The sequence below is a fragment of the Fulvimarina manganoxydans genome (assembly GCF_900176465.1).
GTDB lineage: Bacteria > Pseudomonadota > Alphaproteobacteria > Rhizobiales > Rhizobiaceae > Fulvimarina > Fulvimarina manganoxydans.
Genome location: NZ_FWXR01000002.1, coordinates 24082 through 42455, shown reverse-complemented (window position 1 = coordinate 42455; position 18374 = coordinate 24082). Strand labels below are relative to the sequence as shown.

Here is an 18374-nt window from a genome sequence, read left to right as displayed (position 1 = left end):
CCGGCCAACGAGATCCCCGATCGACGATCGGGATCGAGCGTTCTCAGCCTTTGCGAAGACTGTCTTCGAATCGTCGGAATGCTAAGGGAATGGCATTGGCCACAGGGGCCGTCGCCAGCCTTCGGCCCCTCCTTTTCGTCTGAAGAAAGAATGCTCATGACACCGACGCCCGCTTCCCCTGAGAGGATCATCGCCGAGGAGATCGGCGCGCGCTCCGAGCAGGTTGCCTCGGCGGTCGCACTGATCGACGGCGGCGCGACGGTGCCCTTCATCGCTCGCTACCGGAAGGAAGCGACTGGCGGTCTCGACGATGCCCAGCTTCGCACGCTCGAAACGCGGCTGACCTATCTGCGCGATCTCGAGGCGCGCCGGCAGGCGGTGCTCAAATCGATCCGCGAGCAAGGCAAGCTGACCGACCAGCTCGTCGTCGCCATCATGGCGACGACCACCCGCGTCGCGCTCGAAGACCTTTATCTTCCCTTCCGCCCGAAACGGCGCAATCGTGCCGAGGCGGCGCGTGAAAAGGGGCTCGGGCCGCTGGCCGAGACGATCCTCTCGGACCGCTCCACCAACCCGGAAGCGCTTGCCGCCCGCTTCGTCACCGCCGAAGTGCCGGATGTGAAGGCCGCGCTCGAAGGCGCACGCGACATCGTCGGCGAGACGATGGCAGAGAATGCCGCCCTCGTCGGCGACATCCGCAACCATCTCGTCGCGAAGGCCGAACTTCGAGCCAAGGTCGTCAAAGGCAAGGAAGAGGAAGGCGCGAAGTTTTCCGACTATTTCGACCACACCGAATCCTGGGCCAAAGCACCGAGCCACCGGGTTCTGGCGCTGCTGCGCGCCGAGCGCGAAGGCATCATAAGCCTCGACATCGAGGTGGATGCGGAGGATCCGTCCAGCGTCAAACCGGTCGAGGCGATGATCGCGCGTCACAACCGCATTCGCATGGGCAGCGCTGCGAGCCCCGCCGACGAATGGCTTCTCGGCGTGGCGCGCTGGGTGTGGCGGTCCAAGCTGAAGCCGAGCCTTTCGACCCAGATGATGACAATGCTGAAGGAAGGCGCCGACGACGAGGCGATCCGCGTCTTCTCGCGCAATCTGAAGGATCTCCTTCTGGCAGCGCCGGCAGGCGCCAAGGCGACAATGGGCCTCGATCCGGGCATTCGCACGGGCGTCAAGGTCGCCGTGATCGACGCGACGGGCAGGCTTGTCGATAGCGCTACGGTCTATCCCTTCCAGCCGCGCAACGATGTTTCCGGGGCGATGGCGAAACTCACCCAACTCATCGAACAACATGGCGTCGAGCTTGTCGCAATCGGCAATGGCACGGCGAGCCGGGAGACCGAGCAGCTGGCCGGCGAGGTGATCAAGGCGCTGAAGGGCAGAAAGCCGGTCAAGGCCGTCGTCAGCGAGGCGGGCGCTTCGGTCTATTCAGCGTCCGAGATCGCGTCGAAGGAAATGCCGGATGTGGACGTCTCGATCCGCGGCGCGGTGTCCATCGCCCGGCGGCTTCAGGACCCACTGGCCGAGCTCATCAAGATCGATCCGAAGGCGATCGGCGTCGGCCAATATCAGCACGATGTCGATCAGGCGCGCCTCTCCAAGGCTCTCGACGCCGTCGTCGAGGATGCGGTGAACGCCGTCGGCGTCGATCTGAACACCGCTTCGGCCGCGCTTCTGTCACGCGTTGCCGGCCTCGGCCCCTCGCTCGCCGAAGCGATCGTCTCCCATCGCGATCGCGAGGGCCCTTTCGATAGTCGCCGCAAGCTCCTGAAAGTGCCGCGGCTCGGGCCCAAGGCCTTTGAGCAATGCGCCGGCTTCCTGCGCATCGCCCATGGCAAAGAGCCGCTCGACGCCTCGGCCGTTCACCCGGAAGCCTATCCGGTCGCCCGCAAGATCGTCGCGGCGATCGGCAAGGACGTCGCCCAGGTAATGCGCGATCCGCAGGCCCTTAAATCTGTCGATCCAGGCCGCTTCGTGGGCGACGGCTTCGGGCTGCCGACGGTCAAGGACATTATCGCCGAGCTCGAAAAGCCGGGCCGTGATCCCCGCCCGGCCTTCAGGACCGCATCCTTCACAGACGGCGTGAACGAGATCACCGATCTCAAGCCCGGCATGGCGCTGGAAGGCACCGTGACCAATGTCGCCGCCTTCGGCGCTTTCGTCGATATCGGCGTCCATCAAGACGGCCTGATCCACATCTCCCAGCTCGCCGACCGCTTTGTGAAAGACCCGGCCGATGTGGTGAAGACCGGGCAAGTGGTGACTGTGCGCGTCATCGAGGTCGATGTGAAGCGCAAGCGCATTTCACTGACGATGAAGAGCGAGATGCCGGAAGCGGGACAGACCGACCGCCGGCAAGGTCCTGGAAAGCCGACGAACCAGCTAAGCACCAAGGCCGGATCGGATCGCGCCCCGCGCAAGGAGACGCAACAACAAGGCGCCCTTGCAGATGCTCTCGCAGCAGCCATAAAGCGTCGCTGAGGGCAGAACAAAGCCCAAACCAGCGGCCCAAGATGCTGGTGCATTGGGCCGCTGAACCGTCCAGGCGCCACATGGGCTTATCTCCTGGCCACAGGTCCAAACCGAAGACTGTTGAAAGAAAGCCTTCTGCGGACGTGCATAGCTGCCTTGCGGCGAGGCCGGTCCCTCACTCCATCAGCGTCCCTTATATTGCACTGCAGCACCGACATCAGACGCAAGAGCGAGGCCTCTGCGTCCGATGCGTTAGCCAGCAGGAAAGAGGACAACGCCATGAAGCCCACCAGCCGCCGCACAGGATTTTCCCGTTTCGCCAACGCCCTGAAAGGGCTCGGCGAGAGCATCATCGAGGCTCGTCGCCTCCAGGCCGACTATCGCCGCCGCCATCCGGGCATGATGGAATAGGTCTGCAAACTGTGGGAAGCGCGTCGAGCGAGGCCTCGGCATAGCTCGACACCCTCTCCCGGCTTTCTGCGGTGGTCCCGCTCGGCCCGAACGCCCCACCAATCGCGCCATTCACGGCCGGTGAAAAGCTGTCCCCTCCTACAGCAGAACGACTGCCGAGACGAAGCTGCGGAACGGACTGATGTCAAAATCAAAAGTGGTGCCCAGGGACGGAATTGAACCGCCGACACTGCGATTTTCAGTCGCATGCTCTACCAACTGAGCTACCTGGGCATTTCCGAGCGGCGCCTGTCTGAGCCGGCCATGTGGGCCGTCTGCGCTCGGGATGGGCGCCTTATAGAGAAGCGATTTTGCCCTGTCCAGCACCTTCTGCCCAAGAATTTTCCGGCCCTTTCGGAAGGCGGGCATGCATAGGCCGAAACGGATCGCCGAGCACCGGGCCACGCGACGTTTAAGGGGCCTGACCAGGCTTATCCGCGCCTCGGAGAACCAAAAAGCGGCTCATCCTCCCGCGTCATGCAAATGTCATCGTGACGCGCGCATGGCTGCGCCCTCATGATCGAATGCTTCGAGGGCCGATCGGGCGATTCGACCCGATATCAGGAGGCGCCAAGCATCGGGCGTGAGGCCTTGCCCGATGATCTCGTTCTCGCCCTATGGCGTCTTATCCGGACAATTGAATTGATCCCTGGGGTTAATCCCTGTCCGGGAATCGGCTCAGACGCCGCTCGGGCTGCCAGCGGATAGTCGAAGGCGATGCTTTCATATGTCCGCCGGTATCAGCCGGCGTCGCGACTTGTCCGACCGCTCCCGCTGCGACCCAAAAGACCGCCGAGGGAGCCGACGACGAGGCCGAGCAGAAGCGCGACGAAGGCCGAGAAGGAGGACGCTGCGACCGTGCGCGCGGCGTTGTCCGCTGCCTGGCGCGCCTCGCGCACGAATTGATCAAATTCCTGCTGATAGGTCGCGAGCTTCTGCCGGGCGGCGTCGGTCGACAGCCCGGATGCTTCGGCGATTGCCCGGACGGCCGCCTCGCGTTCGTCATCGCCCGCCGTCTCGGAGAGGCCCGAGGCCACCGTCGCGATCGTCTCGGCCGGGTTCGTCGACGCGGCGTCCGCCCTCGTCTCGGCGGCGGCGCTTACCTCATCCCCGCCGGTCGGTTCGGCGGCGAGCGCTCCCTCTGCCGCCTCATTCGTCGATCCGGCACTCAGAATGGAGCGCAGGTCGGAGCGGATCGCATCCGGCAGCGCGCCGTCCGGCCCACGGCTCGCCGTCATCGCGATGGCCGCGCGGCTCAGCCCTTCGATCGAAGCGCCGATCGCGCCAAAGGCACCGCCGAGCACGGCCGAAGCCGTGCCTGCGAGAAGCACCACGACGAGAAGCGTCGCCACCGCCCAGGTTATGGCACCATGGAGCACGGCGTCGAGGGTCTCCGTTACGCCGCCGAGCCGCGCCGCGGCGAAGGCGCCGACGAAGAGGCCGATCAAGGCGACGGCGATCGACCAGATTCCGGCTGTGGAGGCCAGCGCCGTCACGGCCCGGTCGCTCCCCGGAACGCCGCCAAGACCGATGCCGAGGCCGAGAAGCCCGAGCATCAGTTGCAGGGCGATCGCGAGGACAACGCCGGCGACGATCGCTCCCCAGGACAGGCTGCGCTGCCTTGCTGTCGATGCCGTCTGATATCTTTCACGCCGGTATTCGCCGATCGCCATAGGCTATCCTCATTCATCATCATCGTTTAGGTGCGGCCGATATGGCGCGCATGACGAGAACCACCAGCCGACACACGGTCGGACACCGAAGATCGCTTCCCGGCCCGATCGAATGCGACAAACTGGGACATCATTCGTGACCTAACGTCAATCCACCCAACGGTCCGACATCGCTTCTAAGAGCGCTTTACGCGTGACAGGGTCGAGGCGCCGGATAGTGCTCGGCCGAATCCATCTCGACAGGGTGCAACAGGTCTGCTAAGGGCGCGCGACCGAATTTTCTCGGGCGGTCTGACCGTCCCGCGTGATTGTCCCCTTTTTGCCAAACTGAAAGACGGAACGCTCAGTGCAAGTCCTCGTTCGTGACAACAATGTCGACCAAGCCCTCCGCGCGCTCAAGAAGAAGCTGCAGCGCGAAGGCGTCTTCCGCGAGATGAAGCAGCGCAACTTCTTCGAGAAGCCCTCGGAAAAGCGCGCACGCGAGAAGGCCGAAGCCGTTCGCCGCGCCCGCAAGCTGGCGCGCAAGCAGGCCCAGCGCGAAGGCATCGTGGCCGGCCGCGGCCGCTGACAAAGCCGACCGGCGCGTCTTTTCGCGTCGGACGATCAAGTGAATCGGACTGACAGGCGTGGCCGGCGGCAAGTCGACCGCGCCTTTTGTCTTTGACCATGGTCGCCGATGCGACAGGGTGCCCATGGTCGCCGCGCAACAGTCACGAGGCCGATCGGCAGCGGTCGCTGGAATCGCTTGGCGCGCCGGTCTAATCTGGCCTCGTTAAGAGCTGTTGGAAAAGCGAAATTCCGAAAAAGAGGCCTGCCCCGTGACGCTGCTTGCGCCCCATCTTCGTTCGACGATCTGCGCCTCCCGTGCCTTGCGCGCTGGAGCGATCATGTCGGCCGCCCTGTGGCTGTCGGCTTGTCAGACCGGGAACGAACCTCTGGTCACGGCGATCGCCCTCGATCAGAACCAGGGCCTGGAACAGAATATCGCCTCGCTCAGTCAGACGGTCACCGCCAATCCAAGCGATCCGGAAGCCTATAACGTGCGCGGCACGGCCTATGGTCGTTCGGGGCAATATGCGCTCGCGATCCAAGACTTTACCAAGGCGATCCAGCTCGATCCGAATTTCTATCAGGCCTATGCGAACCGGGCGCTGATCTATCGCCAGACCGGCGAACGGCTGAAGGCCGTCGAAGACTACAACCGCGCGATCCAGATCAATCCGAACTATGCCTCGGCCTATATCGGACGCGGCAATATCTATCGTCTGGCCGGCCGAAACCGGGAAGCGCTGTCGGATTTCCAATCGGCGATCGATCTGAAGACGACCGATCCGCGCGCCTATCACAATCGCGGCCTGCTCTATCAGCTGGACGGCCAACACGCCCAGGCGATCGAGGATTTCTCCAAGGCGATCTCGCTGCAATCGACCGCCGCCGAGCCCTATTCCGGCCGAGGGGTGTCCTATCTGGCGCTCGGCGATGTGGAGAATGCCGCCGCCGATTTCGCGGCTGCCCTCAAGCTCGACAAGACCAAGGCCGAATATTGGACGAACCAGGCGATCCTTCTGGAACGTCAGGGCGATCGGCAGAAGGCCTATCGTTCCTACGCCCGGGCCGCCCAGCTCGACCCAAATTATGCCCCCGCCAAGGAGGGCATGAGCCGCACGCGCGGTTGATGCAAAGCCGAGGTCAGCGGGCTTCATCGCTTCCGCCGGCCCTCGCCTGAGGGTGCGGCAGCGACCTCAGGCCGCGCCAAAATTGCGATAGGTCACCGCGCCGGGATCGGTCGAGAGGCTCGCTTCGGTGCGGGCCAGATCGCCGATCCGCTCGTGATGGGGCGACTTGATGCAGGCGGGATCCGTGGCATTCGGGTCGCCCGTCAAAGCGAGCGCCTGACAGCGGCAGCCACCGAAGTCGACCTCACGCCGCTCGCAAGACCGACAAGGCTCTTTCATCCAGCCAGTGCCGCGATAGGCTTCGAAGGCGGGAGACTCGTACCAGATATCAGCCAGGCCATGGTCGCGCACGGTCCAGAAGTCCAGATGCTTGAGCGTTTCGGCAGCGTGGCAGGGCAGCACCTTGCCCGACGGCGTGACGCTCAAGGTCCGCGTCCCCCAGCCACCGTTGCAGAGCTTGGGATAGCGCGCGTAATAATCCGGAAAGACGGCGTCGATGACGAGGGTGCCCTTCAGTCGCTCGCGCGCCTCCTTCACCTCTTCGATGGTGCGATCGACATCGGCCTTGGCCGGCATCAGTTGCGCACGGTTCTTCAGCGCCCAGCCGTAATATTGGGTATGGGCGATCTCGATGCGTTTGGCGCCAAATTCGACCGCCTTCTCGATCATCACCGGCACTTGATGGATGTTCTGGCGGTGGATCACGGAATTCAGCGTCAAGGGCACGCCGCGCCGGACGACCTGCTCGGCGAAGGCCTGCTTGCGCTCGAACGCGCCCTTCATGCCGGCGACCGCGACGGTGATTTCGGGATCGGCACCCTGCATCGACAGCTGGATATGGTCGCAGCCGGCCTCGACCAAGGCATCGAGCTGATCCTCGGAGACGCCGACGCCGGAGGTAATGAGATTGGTATAGAGACCGACCTCGGCGGCATGGCGCGTCAGCTCGACGATATCCTTGCGCGCCGTCGGTTCGCCGCCGGACAAATGGACATGAATGACGCCAAGTTCGGCGGCCTGGGTGAACACGCGCTTCCAGGTCTCGGTGTCGAGCTCTGCCGAGCGGGTTTCGAGCTCGATCGGGTTCGAACAATAGGTACACCGCAAGGGGCAGCGATGGGTGAGTTCGGCCAGGAGCCCAATCGGGGGCTCGGGGCGCGGCGGCCGGCTCGGAGCGGGCGCGTCACGACGATCGAGTAGGGTTTCGCTCATCTCAAGTCCTCCCTGGATGCGATGAGCCGTTCTATCAATCCGCTCTCGCTCCCCATTCGCAGGCTTGCCGACGTCGGCGCCCCGCGTTTTTGTTGTTTTGTCTCAAAGCGTCAGCATCTGCTTGTCGCGAAGGTCGAGAAAGAAGGCCTCGACATCCGGGCGGATGACGTCGTCGCTCGCTGCAAAGACCTTGGAAAGATCGGCGACGATCCCATCCAAGCTCGTCTCGCCATCGACGCGTTTCAAGATCTCGACCGCGACGCCGTCGATATTGAAGATGCGTTCGGGCCCGACGAGAATATAGCCACCTCGAGTCTTGTCCTCGCGAAAGCGCACGCCGCGCGGCAGTTTCGGGACACTTGTCCCATCGATCGTCCCGCTCATGCGGCGCGGCTTTCGCTTTCGCCAGCCGTGCCTGCCTCGCCCGGCCGCCAGGCGTCGAAAGGCAGATGGCCCGGTTCGACATAAGCGTGGTACAGCGCGTCGAGCTGGGTCCAGAGCACCTGACATTTGAACTTCAGCGCGTCGATGACAGCTTCCTGCTCCTGGCGATTGCGGGCATGGTCGAGGCAATAGGTCAACGCAAAATCGGAATCCCGCTTGGCCTGAACCGGGCGTTTGTCGAAATAGGCCAGCGTCTCTTTCGAGATGAAGTCGTAATGGGCGAGCATGCCCTTGTTGCGAACGCCGATGACACTCGGCGAGAAAAGTTCGGTCAGAGACGAAGCGATCGCCTCCAGAAGCGAGCGCTCGCGCACGAAATGCACATAGGCGTCGACGGCAAAGCGCGTTCCCGGCAAGATGCCGCGCCCAGACATGACATAGTCGCGATCGAGCCCGACGCCATCGGTCAGGGCGATCCATTTCTCGATGCCGCCGCGCTCGCTCTCGGAGCCGTCATGATCGATGATGCGCTCCCGCCATTCCCGCCGCAATTCGACGGTGCCGAGGCGGGCGAGAATGAAGCTGTCCTTCACCGGGATCATTGACTGGTAATAATAGCGGTTCAGCGCCCAGGCCTGGACCTGCTCGCGGGTCAGACGCCCTTCCTGAAGCAGGATCTGGAAGGGATGGCGCGAATGATAACGCTCCTCGCCAATGGCTCGAAGCGCGGCTTCCAGAGCCTCCCGCGACATCATCTCGCTCATGGTTCGATCTCCATCCCGTCATAGGCGACCTGCCAGCCTTCGGCCTCGATCGCTTCTCGTTCACGCGATCCGTCGATCAGGATCGGATTGGTGTTGTTGATATGGATATAGATTCGCGAACCGATATCCAAACCATTGAAGGCCCTGAGGCTTCCGCCCTCCCCGGCGATCGGCATATGCCCCATGCGGCGCCCGGTCTTGGCGCCGACACCGGCGCGGCTCATCTCGTCGTCCTCGAAGACAGTCCCGTCGAAGAGAAGAGCGTCGGCGCCGCGCAGCCTTTCGCGCAGGCTCTCCGGAACATGGGCACAGCCCGGAATATAATAGGATGTGCGTCCATGCGCCGAGAGGCGGACGCCGACCGTCATCTCGCTCTCTTCACCGACATCGACCTGGTCGGTCTCAAGATAGAGGGGCACCTTACCGGGAACGGAAAACAATTCGACTTCGAGACCAGCGACCGGTTCGAAGGGCTCGCCCATCTTGATTGCACGACGCGCGACATGCGCTGGATCGAGAACCGAAAAAACCGAATTGGCGCCGACGATATCGAGAACGCCGCCGGTGCCGTAAAGAGAAAAGGTCTGCTTCTCACGAAGCGTCAGGAGGCCGGCCGTGTGATCGACATCGCCATTGGTGATTAGCACCGCGCCGATCGGCGAGGCACGCTTGGCGCCTTCGTCGGCCGCCGGTGTCGCGTCCGGACGCATGGGGCCGAGCGTCATGATCTGCTGGCGCAAATCGGGCGATGCGTTGAGGAGCAGCCAAGTCTCGCCATCGGCGCTCGCCGCGATGGAGGATTGGCTTCGGGCGGTCACGCGTTTGTCGCCCGCCCAAAACAGGCGGCACGTCTCGCACAAACAATTCCATTGGGGGTAGCCGCCGCCGGCCGCCGACCCCAACACCAAAAGCCGCAGACGGGGATCTCCCCGCCCGCGGCGATCTGCGCTGCTGCGAAGCAACTTAGAATTCGATCGGCATGTAGCCGTTGATTTCCATCGCGACGCAGACTTCGGTGATGACGGGCTTGTTCCAGGCCATATTCTAACTCTCCCAAAGTTTCGGGAACCGCCGAGAACCGACGACTCCTATGGTACCCAACCCAAACATATCAAAACTGTTCCAGGTACTGAAAGGGTCGTACGCGATCTCTTTGGTCTCGATCGATCAAACGGGAAAAAGTCCCTGAGCCCATGCTGAACGTCATCTTGCCGCGCGCCGGAGGCGCCGTATTTACTTGAAATTGCAGATCGCCCTTTCATCAATTTTGCGAGCGGCATGTCCATTGCCATCGAACTCCTTATCAGGCAGGCATCGAGACCGTCTGACGAGATGCGAAGCGAGAGGGTGATGGCGTTGAATGCGAGTGATCCGGCGGCCCTTGCCGATGCCATCGCGTCCGGCGACCGAGCCGCGCTCAGCCGAGCGATTACGCTCGTCGAATCCACCCGCGCGGACCACCGCGCCAAGGCCGCGAGCATTCTCGATGGGCTGATCCACAAGACCGGCCGTGCCATCCGCATCGGGCTTTCGGGCGTGCCAGGCGCTGGAAAGTCGACGCTTCTCGACGCTTTCGGCATGATGCTTGCGCAGAAGGGGCACAAAGTCGCGATCCTCGCGGTCGATCCCTCCTCGATCCGCACCGGCGGTTCGATCCTCGGCGACAAGACGCGCATGCAGCGCCTCGCAACCGAGCCGAACGCCTTCATTCGCCCTTCCCCCACATCGGGCACGCTTGGCGGCGTCGCCGGGAAAACGCGCGAGACCATGCTCTTATGCGAGGCGGCCGGTTACGACGTGGTCATCGTGGAAACGGTCGGCGTCGGCCAGTCAGAGGTCACGGTATCGGAAATGGTCGATCTCGTCGTGCTCCTCACCATTGCGGGGGGCGGCGACGAATTGCAGGGAATCAAGAAGGGCATTTTGGAAGTTGCCGACATCGTCGTCGTCAACAAGGCCGACGGCGACAATCTGAAACGCGCCCGCAAGGCCGCCGCTGAGCTCCGCGCCGCCCTCGATATCATGGCCCCGAAATCCGCCGCATGGAAACCGCCGGTCGCCTGTGTGTCGGCGATGGAAGGCACCGGACTTGCCGAACTCTGGGAGACGGTCGGCGACTTCCGTAAGATTCAGGAAGAGACGGGCGCCTTTACCGAAAAACGCGCCGGCCAAAGGGTGCGCTGGCTGGAGCGGGCGGTCGATGAAGAACTGCGCCGCCGCGTGCTCGGCACGCGTAAGGCGAGAACGGCGTTATCGGACGCCGAATCCCAGGTCCGTGCGGGCGACCGGTCGCCCAGCGCCATGGCCCGCGAACTTCTCGACCGGTTGGGGGTGGCGGAGACGCGCTGACTGCAGTCGTCAGTCGCCGCGCTCGACCACCCATTGCAAATAACGGAGTGAGCAACGGGCTATCGGACGACCGGACTTCTTTAATCCGAAAGCAAAAAATTGCACCGGCGCTCACAGCGGCCGAGGCACAAAAGCAAATAATCCTGCCGACTTAATAATTCTTCTCAGAGTTTATAGACATGGCCGGCAATGGCAAATCTTTTGGATGCCGAATTTCCAATTTCGGTTGCCGAAAATTTCCGCAAAGTAGAAGATAAAAGCGCGTCGAAGGGGCGGGATCGCCCCGCCCCAACGCAAAAGAGGGAAGGCCACTGGACCATCAATCCGTCAGCCTAACCCTTCAAGCTTTGTCTGTGGCGATAGCGTTAGCGGCGCTTATCGTCATGATAGCAAAGTAACGAAGGGGCGCCCCGGCTTCGGCCGGGGCGTATCCCTCTTCTCATATAATGAATTCCAGCCAGACTTTCGAGTCTGAGTGGTTACTTGGCGACCGTATTCGTCAAAGAGCCGACACCATCGGATAGAGCGCCCGATAGCGGCGATAGGACTCCTCATAGGCTTGGCGCAGTTCCTCGCGCGGAGCAAAGCGCTTGGCGACGGGCGGCGTCGTCATGATCGTCTTCGGATCGGCGCCGGTGGCCGCGCAGGCTCCCAAACGGGCAGCGCCAAGGGCCGCACCGAAATCACCGGCTTCGGGCAGGACGATCTCGACACCCAGAACCGTCGCCATCAATTCGAGCCAATAGGCCGAGCGGGCGCCGGCCCCGACCGCGATGAGCTGATGCGGGCGCGAAGCCTCGGCCCCCGCCTCCAGACAGTCGCGCATGGAGAAGGCAACGCCTTCAAGGACCGCCTGAGTCAGCGCCTCGCGCCCCGTCGCCGCGTCGAGCCCGGCAAAGACGCCACGAATGGCGGCGTTGTTGTGCGGTGTGCGTTCGCCCGCGAGATAGGGAAGGAACGTCACGCGGCCGGGCTCGCCGATCGTCTCGCCAAGCGCGCCCGTCAGATCGCCGGGCTTCTCCTTCAGGATCTGCGACAACCATTCGATCGAACCGGCGGCCGACAGCGTGACGCCCATCTGGTGCCATAGGCCCGGAAGCGCATGGCAGAAGGTGTGGATCGCGGTCTCGGGGGCCGGCTCGTAGCCGGCGCTCGGGGTGAAGAGGACGCCAGAGGTGCCGAGGGAGAGAAAGCCCGTGCGCGGCTCCGACAGGCCGACGCCGCAGGCCGAAGCCGCATTGTCGCCCGCACCGCCCGCAATGACGACGCCACGCTTCATGCCGAAACGCTCGGCCAGCTCCGGTCTCAAATCGCCCGAGCGCTCGGTGCCCTCCACGAGCCGGGGCATATGGGCGCGAGATAAATGGGTCCGCTCCAGCATGCGATCCGACCAGTCCCTCGCTCCGGTATCGAGCCAGGATGTGCCGGCCGCGTCCGACATCTCCGAAACGGCCTCGCCCGTTAGCCACAGACGAAGATAGTCCTTGGGCAGGAGCACCTTGTCGATCTTGGCGAAAATCTCCGGCTCGTTGGCGCGGACCCAATCGAGCTTGGGCGCGGTAAAACCCGGAAAGACGATATTGCCGGTGATCCGACGCGCCTCGTCGTCGTCGAGAGCGGCGGCCTCGATGCTGGAACGTGTGTCGTTCCATAGGATGCAGGGACGCAGGACCGAGCCGTCGGCTCCGACCAGGGTCGCCCCATGCATGTGGCCAGAGAGACCGATGCCCTCGACGGCCGATAGCGCCTCGCCATAATCGGCCTGAAGCCTGGAAAGCGCGGCCTCGCAGGCGACGATCCAGCTTTCCGGATTCTGTTCCGACCAGCCGAAATGAGGCCGTTCGACCGTCAGGCTTTCGGTCACCGAAGTGATGGGCGTGCCGTCCTCACCGACGAGAAGCGCCTTGAGCGAGGACGTGCCGAGATCGAGGCCGAGTGTGATGGGCATGGGGACTCCCTCCCTTATGAGATACGCCCCTCATGCCCTCCTTCTGCGGCGGGGTAAAGCCGGGGCTCTCGCCCGTTTAGCTCTGTGAGCCGAGGCAGTCGACCAGAGACGACGACAGATTATGGATCAGTTCGAAATAGAGATCCGGTCCGTCCGTCAACGAGGCGCCAAGGGGATCGAGGGTTCCCGACTTGGCTTTCGTGCCCTCGATGATGGTCGAGACCAGGCGCGGCTCGAATTGCGGTTCCGCGAAGACGCACAGCGCGCCTTCCTCCACCACTTCCTCGCGGACATGGGCGACCCGCTCGGCGCCGGGGCTGAGTTCCGGGCTGACGGTCAGCGCGGCGGCTGCATGAATGTCGAAGCGATCCTCGAAATATTGATAGCCGTCATGGAAGACGATGAAGGGCTTGCTCCTGACCGGCGCGAGCGCCGCTTCGGTGTCGGCGGTTAGCTTGTCGAGGCGCGCATCGAGCTTTTCGGCATTCGCCTTGTAGGTCTCGGCGTTGTCGGGATCGGCTTTGGCAAGCGTCGTCTCGATCGCGCCGACCATCACCTTGGCATTGTCGGGGTCGAGCCAGATATGCGGATCGAGCGAGCCGGCGGCGTGATGATGGCCTTCCTCGCCCTCGGCATGGTCTTCATGCTCGTGACCGGCCTCTTCATGGTCGTGACCGGCCTCTTCATGGTCGTGATCGCCCTCACCGGAAGCATGCTCACCGCCTTCGCCGTGATCATGATCGTGGCCTTCCTTGAAGGTCATGAGCTTGAGGCCCTCGGTCTTGTCGAGGGGAACCGACTGCGCTCCCGCCGCCAGCGTTTCCAGGGGCTTGCGCAGGAACGTCTCGAGCTCCGGGCCGACCCAGAAGACGATGTCGGCATCGGACAGCGAGGCCGCCTGAGAGGGCTTCAGCTGATAGCCATGAGGGGAACCCGCGCCCTGAACCAGAAGCTCCGGCTCGCCGACGCCTTCCATCACGCCCGCGACGAGGGACTGGATCGGTTTGATCGAGGCGACCACTTTGGGTTCGGCCCATGCGCTGCCGGCGGTCGCCGCGAAAGCGACAGAGGCGAGAAGCCCGGTCGTGGCGGCGCTGAAGAGACGTGAGGGCATCGGTGATCTCCTGCTACATGTTATATCGTATCATTGCCGATAACGGTTGCGTTACAGTATAACATATGCGATAGCAACCCCATGAAACACGAAAAGCTGGCGCATCCTGACGAAGCCCCGTTGATAAGCCTGAGCGGCGCCGGCATTCGGCGAAGCGGGCGCTGGCTCGTGCGCGGCATCACCTTTTCCATTGCGCCCGGCGAGATCGTGACGCTGATCGGGCCGAACGGTGCCGGCAAATCGACCAGCGCCAAGCTCGCGCTCGGCATTCTGAAGCCGGACGAAGGCGAGGCTCGCAAACGGCGAAACCTCACCGTCGGCTACGTGCCCCAGAAGCTTGCGATCGATTGGACCTTGCCGCTCGACGTCGCCCGTTTCATGCGGTTGACCGGACGCGTTGACTCCAAGCGGATCGAGGCGGCGATGGCCGAAACCGGCGTCTCGCATCTTGCCTCGGCAGAGGTGCGGAGCCTGTCGGGCGGCGAATTCCAGCGCGTTCTCCTGGCGCGCGCGATCGCGCGCAATCCCGATCTTCTCGTGCTCGACGAGCCAGTCCAGGGCGTCGATTTCGGCGGCGAGGTCGCGCTCTACGAGATGATCCGGCGCGTGCGCGACGACATGGGCTGCGGCGTCCTCCTGATCTCCCACGACCTTCACGTGGTCATGGCTGCGACCGATCGGGTGGTCTGCCTCAACGGCCATGTCTGTTGCGAGGGTTCGCCAAGGGCGGTCGCGGCGACGCCGGAATATCGCCGCCTTTTCGGCGACCGGGCGGCCGAAGCCCTCGCCGTCTACGAACATGACCATGATCATGTCCATCTGCCGAACGGCCGGATCGCTCTTGCGAACGGATTGGCAAGCGCTCATGGCCATGCCGATAGCTGCGGGCACGACCACCATCATCATCACATTCATCACCATCTGGAAGAGACGTCGCGACAAGGTGCGGGCGCGTCCACCGGGACAGACGAAACGGGAAGGCATTCGTAAGTGCTCGACGATTTCTTCACTCGGGCGATTGTCGCCGGCGTCGGCGTTGCGATCGTGGCCGGCCCGCTCGGCTGTTTCGTCGTGTGGCGGCGCCTGGCTTATTTCGGCGACACGCTCTCCCATGCCGCGCTTCTCGGCGTCGCCTGCGCCTTCCTGTTCGAGATCGATACGACGCTCGCCGTCTTTGCGGTCTCGGCGCTGGTCGCCTTCGCGCTTCTTGGGCTCAGGCGCACCGGCTCGCTCTCGTCCGACGCGCTCCTCGGCCTTCTCTCCCATTCGGCACTCGCGATCGGGCTCGTGGTGCTTGCCTTCATGACCTGGGTGCGCATCGATCTGATGGGCTATCTCTTCGGCGACATCCTTGCGGTCTCACGCTTCGACATTCTGGCGATCTATGTCGGCGGGGCCATCGTCCTCGCGATCCTCGCCGCGATCTGGCATCCGCTTTTTGCCGCGACCGTCAATCGCGAGCTTGCCGAAGCCGAGGGGCTCGATCCGGCCTTTGCCGACCTCGTCTTCATGCTGCTTCTGGCATCCGTCGTCGCGATCGCGCTGAAACTTGTCGGCGCGCTTCTGGTGACTGCCATGCTGATCATCCCGGCCGCAACGGCAAGGCGATTTGCGGCGAGCCCGGAAGTCATGGCCGGCCTTGCGGCGCTCTTTGGAGCTCTAGCGGTGATATTGGGTCTTTTCGGCTCGCTGCATTGGGATACGCCATCAGGCCCATCGATCGTGGTGGCGGCGCTCAGCCTTTTCGTTCTCGGGCTCCTGCCTCTTCCTTCGGGGTTTCGCCTCGGACGGGCCGCCGATGGGCGAGCTCGATTATCGAAAGGAGACGGCTATGGCCAAAGCTGAGATGGGCCACGACCACGCGCATTCATACGAAGCGCCGACAAAGCTCACCCGCAACCAATCGATGGTGTTCTCGGCCCTGCGCGAGCAGGAAAAACCTCTCACCGCCTATGCCATCCTCGATAGGCTGCGCGGCGACGGTCTTCGCGCGCCGTTGCAGATCTATCGCGCGCTCGACAAGCTCATGGAGAAGGGGCTCGTCCATCGGCTGGAAAGCCTCAACGCCTTCGTCGCCTGTCAGCACGAAGCCTGCAGCGGCCATTCGACGGTCGCCTTCGCCATCTGCGAGAATTGCGGTCTCGTCGACGAGATCGAGGACGAAGCCGTTAATCGGGAGATCGAACGTGTGTCCCGCGAGCGCGGCTTTCTGCCGACGCGCGCGACGGTGGAATTAAAGGGCCTGTGCGCCGAGTGCCGATAAAGCCGCAAGGCGCAACGATCCGGCGGGTTGCCTTCTCCCGAGACGGCATCGGTTCGAATGGATGAAGAAGAAGCGAGATTTGACGCGGTTCAGTCGGCCAGTTTGCCCAATGGCTCGGCCGGCCCGCATGGGCAGTCCGCATATCGCACTCGGATCGACACCATAAGCTTGCAAAATAATTCGAACCTGAAAAGTCTGGCTCTGCAGCTTTCCAGGCTTGCACCAGATATGTCGGGTATTTTCGCGTTTATCGCGCATGAAGCGCCGTGCTGCGTTGCTGACATGACCGCCGGCGAAAGGAATGCTGACCTTCCACCCGCGAGGACGACGATGACCCCGTCTCAACCCGATAGTCTGATCAACGAACAAACCTGCCCCGTTGCGCTCGACATGCTGGCACAGCTGATTCGGACCGATGGTGAAGCGCGCGAGGCGCTGATTGCGACGATTCCATCCGTCACTCGCGTGAAGCTGGCTTTCTTCTGCTATGCCCGTGTGCATCTGCGTACGCTCGGCTTCGAGGTGATCCTGGGCTGCGAGCTCGCCGAATTGCGCCGGCTGGCGGGGGCCAAGGGCGATCTCCTGCGCGAACAGGCCGAAGCTTTCAAAGCAGAAGCGGTCCGGGGAAGCGGGCGCTCCAAGGTCATCACCCTGTCCCAACGCAAGGCCGGCTGAGCGAGGCTCTTCAAATCTCGACAAAGCAGCGCCCCTCTATCCTTACAAGGGCGATGCGGTGTTCATGTGTCATGGCGGCTGGTGGACCAAGCGGGTCCGCGCGCCGCCTTTTGTCGTGGCGCATCATTCGGATCGAGGCGCTCGGCGCGACCCGAGGGGCAGAGGATCAGTCGGCCATCGTCTCAAGGCTCGCATAGCCTTCCGCCGCCTCGCCCTCGTCGAAGGGGGTCGTCACCTCGACGAAAGTGTCGGGATAAAAGCCGTTGAACCGGGTGCGCAGGGATAGCGAATAGGCCCCGATATGGCCGATCTCGATCCAATCACCCGTATCGACCGTTTCCGGCAGCCAGAAGGGCCGCGACAGGATATCGACCGAGTCGCAGGTCGCCCCACACACTTTGAAGCTTTCGATCCGGTCCGGATTGCCGTTGCGATGGGTGCGCGCGGGATCGGGAATAAAGCGGGCGGGCAGCGTGATTTTGCCGGTCCAGGAATCGGACAAGGACGACCAGATCCCGTCATTGATATAGAGCCTCTTGCCCTTGCGCAGGAGCACTCGGACGATCAGCGAGAAGCAACGGGCGACGATGACCCGGCCGGGTTCGGCGACGAGCGGAATATCGGAAAAGCCCCATTCGTCGAGATCGCTGCGAAGTTGCGTCATGATCTCAGGAAAGCCCGGCATATCAGGCTTCTTGCGGCGCGGATCGTGGCCATATTCGGCTGGAAATCCGCCGCCGACATCGAGCCCGGCGAGCGGCACGTCAGCCCTGTTCCGCACCCAATCGGCCGAGGCGAGCGCGCGCTCATAGGTGTCGGGATCCTCGATCTGCGAGCCCACATGAAAACAGATGCCGACCTTGAAGCCGATCCGATGGCAGCGCTGCAGAAGCTCCACCGCATGAGCCGGGGCGGCGCCGAACTTTTTTGATAGTTCGTACATCGCATGGCCCTTGGTCTGGAGCCGCACGAAGATCGTCAACGTGCCGGGATCGAGATCGAGCGCGCGCACGATGCGCAGAACCTTGGCGACCTCGTCCTCATGGTCGAGGGCCAGGACGCGTATCCCGTAGGTTTCGAGGGCAAGCCGGATATCCGATTGCGCCTTCACAGGATGCATATAGAGCATCTCAGCGTCAGGCCTTGCCGCCTTCACGGCCGCGAACTCGCCAGGCGAGGCGACGTCGAAGATGCGCATCCCCGCCTTTGCGAGCGTTTCGAGGACCAGCGGCTCGCCATTGGTCTTCACCGCATAGGCGGTCTCGCCGGGAAAGGCGTCCACGAACGCCTTGGCATCGGCCTTGAGCACTTCGGGGCGGAAGCAATAGACCGGCTCGTCCGGGCGCAGATGGAGCGCAGCATCCTTGGCAGTGGAAAAGCTTTGCAAGGCG

Annotated in this window: 16 protein-coding genes, 1 tRNA gene and 1 pseudogene; 9 read left to right on the top strand and 9 right to left on the bottom strand. The window is 63.2% G+C overall.

All coding sequences use genetic code 11. The features are described 5' to 3' along the window. The first annotated feature begins 156 nt into the window (after positions 1 to 156). Positions 157 to 2484 carry a Tex family protein gene (locus tag B9A15_RS02755; protein WP_084408815.1) on the top strand — a complete coding sequence of 776 codons (2328 nt, stop codon included), beginning with the start codon at positions 157 to 159 and terminating at the stop codon, positions 2482 to 2484. Positions 2485 to 2754: 270 nt separating this feature from the next. Next, a complete protein-coding gene (locus tag B9A15_RS23595) occupies positions 2755 to 2886 on the top strand; it encodes a hypothetical protein (RefSeq protein ID WP_280173776.1) in 132 nt (43 codons plus the stop codon). A 197-nt stretch (positions 2887 to 3083) separates the two neighbouring features. Here B9A15_RS23595 and B9A15_RS02750 read toward each other — a convergent pair. Both B9A15_RS02750 and B9A15_RS02745 read right to left on the bottom strand, forming a co-directional pair. Next, positions 3084 to 3159: transfer RNA gene (locus B9A15_RS02750), tRNA-Phe, on the bottom strand. A gap of 506 nt (positions 3160 to 3665) precedes the next feature. After that, the gene (locus B9A15_RS02745) at positions 3666 to 4598 is read right to left on the bottom strand and encodes a hypothetical protein (RefSeq protein WP_084408510.1); all 933 of its coding nucleotides are present in this window, start codon (positions 4596 to 4598) and stop codon (positions 3666 to 3668) included. A 346-nt stretch (positions 4599 to 4944) separates the two neighbouring features. On the opposite strand from B9A15_RS02745, the gene rpsU reads away from it, so the two are divergent. After that, a complete protein-coding gene (rpsU, locus tag B9A15_RS02740) occupies positions 4945 to 5166 on the top strand; it encodes a 30S ribosomal protein S21 (RefSeq protein WP_084408509.1) in 222 nt (73 codons plus the stop codon). Between the two features lie 319 nt (positions 5167 to 5485). Continuing rightward, on the top strand, positions 5486 to 6274 hold the full coding sequence (locus B9A15_RS02735; protein WP_084408814.1) for a tetratricopeptide repeat protein: 789 nt from the start codon (positions 5486 to 5488) through the stop codon (positions 6272 to 6274). 66 nt (positions 6275 to 6340) lie between these two features. Here the strand turns inward: B9A15_RS02735 and pqqE are convergent, their stop codons facing one another. From pqqE to pqqA, 4 genes and pseudogenes are all read right to left on the bottom strand, one after another. Beyond that, positions 6341 to 7486 (bottom strand): pyrroloquinoline quinone biosynthesis protein PqqE, encoded by a 1146-nt coding sequence (gene pqqE / locus B9A15_RS02730; RefSeq protein ID WP_084408508.1) that lies wholly within the window; start codon positions 7484 to 7486, stop codon positions 6341 to 6343. Positions 7487 to 7588: 102 nt separating this feature from the next. Then, positions 7589 to 8634, bottom strand: a pseudogene (gene pqqC, locus B9A15_RS02720) (pyrroloquinoline-quinone synthase PqqC). Then, the gene (gene pqqB, locus B9A15_RS02715) at positions 8631 to 9551 is read right to left on the bottom strand and encodes a pyrroloquinoline quinone biosynthesis protein PqqB (RefSeq protein WP_084408813.1); all 921 of its coding nucleotides are present in this window, start codon (positions 9549 to 9551) and stop codon (positions 8631 to 8633) included. Before pqqB ends, pqqC begins: the two are co-directional and overlap by 4 nt. A gap of 46 nt (positions 9552 to 9597) precedes the next feature. Beyond that, positions 9598 to 9675 (bottom strand): pyrroloquinoline quinone precursor peptide PqqA, encoded by a 78-nt coding sequence (gene pqqA / locus B9A15_RS23730; protein WP_007067894.1) that lies wholly within the window; start codon positions 9673 to 9675, stop codon positions 9598 to 9600. 309 nt (positions 9676 to 9984) lie between these two features. Between pqqA and meaB the strand changes: the two genes are divergently transcribed. Next, complete coding sequence (gene meaB, locus B9A15_RS02705) at positions 9985 to 10983, top strand: methylmalonyl Co-A mutase-associated GTPase MeaB (RefSeq protein WP_084408505.1); 999 nt, start codon at positions 9985 to 9987, stop codon at positions 10981 to 10983. Positions 10984 to 11482: 499 nt separating this feature from the next. Here the strand turns inward: meaB and xylB are convergent, their stop codons facing one another. Continuing rightward, positions 11483 to 12925, bottom strand: a complete 1443-nt coding sequence (gene xylB, locus B9A15_RS02700) for a xylulokinase (RefSeq protein WP_084408812.1) — start codon at positions 12923 to 12925, stop codon at positions 11483 to 11485. A gap of 82 nt (positions 12926 to 13007) precedes the next feature. Further along, on the bottom strand, positions 13008 to 14045 hold the full coding sequence (locus tag B9A15_RS02695) for a zinc ABC transporter substrate-binding protein (RefSeq protein ID WP_084408504.1): 1038 nt from the start codon (positions 14043 to 14045) through the stop codon (positions 13008 to 13010). An 81-nt stretch (positions 14046 to 14126) separates the two neighbouring features. On the opposite strand from B9A15_RS02695, the gene B9A15_RS02690 reads away from it, so the two are divergent. The 4 genes from B9A15_RS02690 to B9A15_RS02675 are packed head-to-tail and all read left to right on the top strand — an operon-like array spanning position 14127 to position 16983. Beyond that, entirely contained in the window at positions 14127 to 15035 is a 909-nt protein-coding gene (locus tag B9A15_RS02690; protein WP_084408503.1) for an ATP-binding cassette domain-containing protein, read from the top strand. Further along, positions 15036 to 15890: a metal ABC transporter permease gene (locus B9A15_RS02685; protein ID WP_084408502.1), complete on the top strand. Its 855-nt coding sequence runs from the start codon at positions 15036 to 15038 to the stop codon at positions 15888 to 15890. After that, the gene (locus B9A15_RS02680) at positions 15877 to 16308 is read left to right on the top strand and encodes a Fur family transcriptional regulator (protein ID WP_280173775.1); all 432 of its coding nucleotides are present in this window, start codon (positions 15877 to 15879) and stop codon (positions 16306 to 16308) included. Before B9A15_RS02685 ends, B9A15_RS02680 begins: the two co-directional genes overlap by 14 nt. Positions 16309 to 16365: 57 nt before the next feature. After that, positions 16366 to 16983, top strand: coding sequence for a hypothetical protein (locus B9A15_RS02675; RefSeq protein ID WP_139798167.1), 618 nt, complete (start codon positions 16366 to 16368; stop codon positions 16981 to 16983). A 166-nt stretch (positions 16984 to 17149) separates the two neighbouring features. Here the strand turns inward: B9A15_RS02675 and B9A15_RS02670 are convergent, their stop codons facing one another. Beyond that, positions 17150 to 18370 carry an alanine racemase gene (locus B9A15_RS02670; protein ID WP_084408500.1) on the bottom strand — a complete coding sequence of 407 codons (1221 nt, stop codon included), beginning with the start codon at positions 18368 to 18370 and terminating at the stop codon, positions 17150 to 17152. Positions 18371 to 18374 lie beyond the last annotated feature (4 nt).

Bases quoted from the DNA above. Each gene is read 5' to 3' on its own strand.
- pqqA (WP_007067894.1), bottom strand. From the start codon at position 9,675: ATGGCCTGGAACAAGCCCGTCATCACCGAAGTCTGCGTCGCGATGGAA.
- B9A15_RS02755 (WP_084408815.1), top strand. From the start codon at position 157: ATGACACCGACGCCCGCTTCCCCTGAGAGGATCATCGCCGAGGAGATC.
- B9A15_RS02745 (WP_084408510.1), bottom strand. From the start codon at position 4,598: ATGGCGATCGGCGAATACCGGCGTGAAAGATATCAGACGGCATCGACA.
- B9A15_RS02735 (WP_084408814.1), top strand. From the start codon at position 5,486: ATGTCGGCCGCCCTGTGGCTGTCGGCTTGTCAGACCGGGAACGAACCT.
- B9A15_RS02690 (WP_084408503.1), top strand. From the start codon at position 14,127: ATGAAACACGAAAAGCTGGCGCATCCTGACGAAGCCCCGTTGATAAGC.
- B9A15_RS02675 (WP_139798167.1), top strand. From the start codon at position 16,366: ATGGATGAAGAAGAAGCGAGATTTGACGCGGTTCAGTCGGCCAGTTTG.
- B9A15_RS23595 (WP_280173776.1), top strand. From the start codon at position 2,755: ATGAAGCCCACCAGCCGCCGCACAGGATTTTCCCGTTTCGCCAACGCC.
- B9A15_RS02695 (WP_084408504.1), bottom strand. From the start codon at position 14,045: ATGCCCTCACGTCTCTTCAGCGCCGCCACGACCGGGCTTCTCGCCTCT.
- meaB (WP_084408505.1), top strand. From the start codon at position 9,985: ATGGCGTTGAATGCGAGTGATCCGGCGGCCCTTGCCGATGCCATCGCG.
- pqqE (WP_084408508.1), bottom strand. From the start codon at position 7,486: ATGAGCGAAACCCTACTCGATCGTCGTGACGCGCCCGCTCCGAGCCGG.
- B9A15_RS02680 (WP_280173775.1), top strand. From the start codon at position 15,877: ATGGCCAAAGCTGAGATGGGCCACGACCACGCGCATTCATACGAAGCG.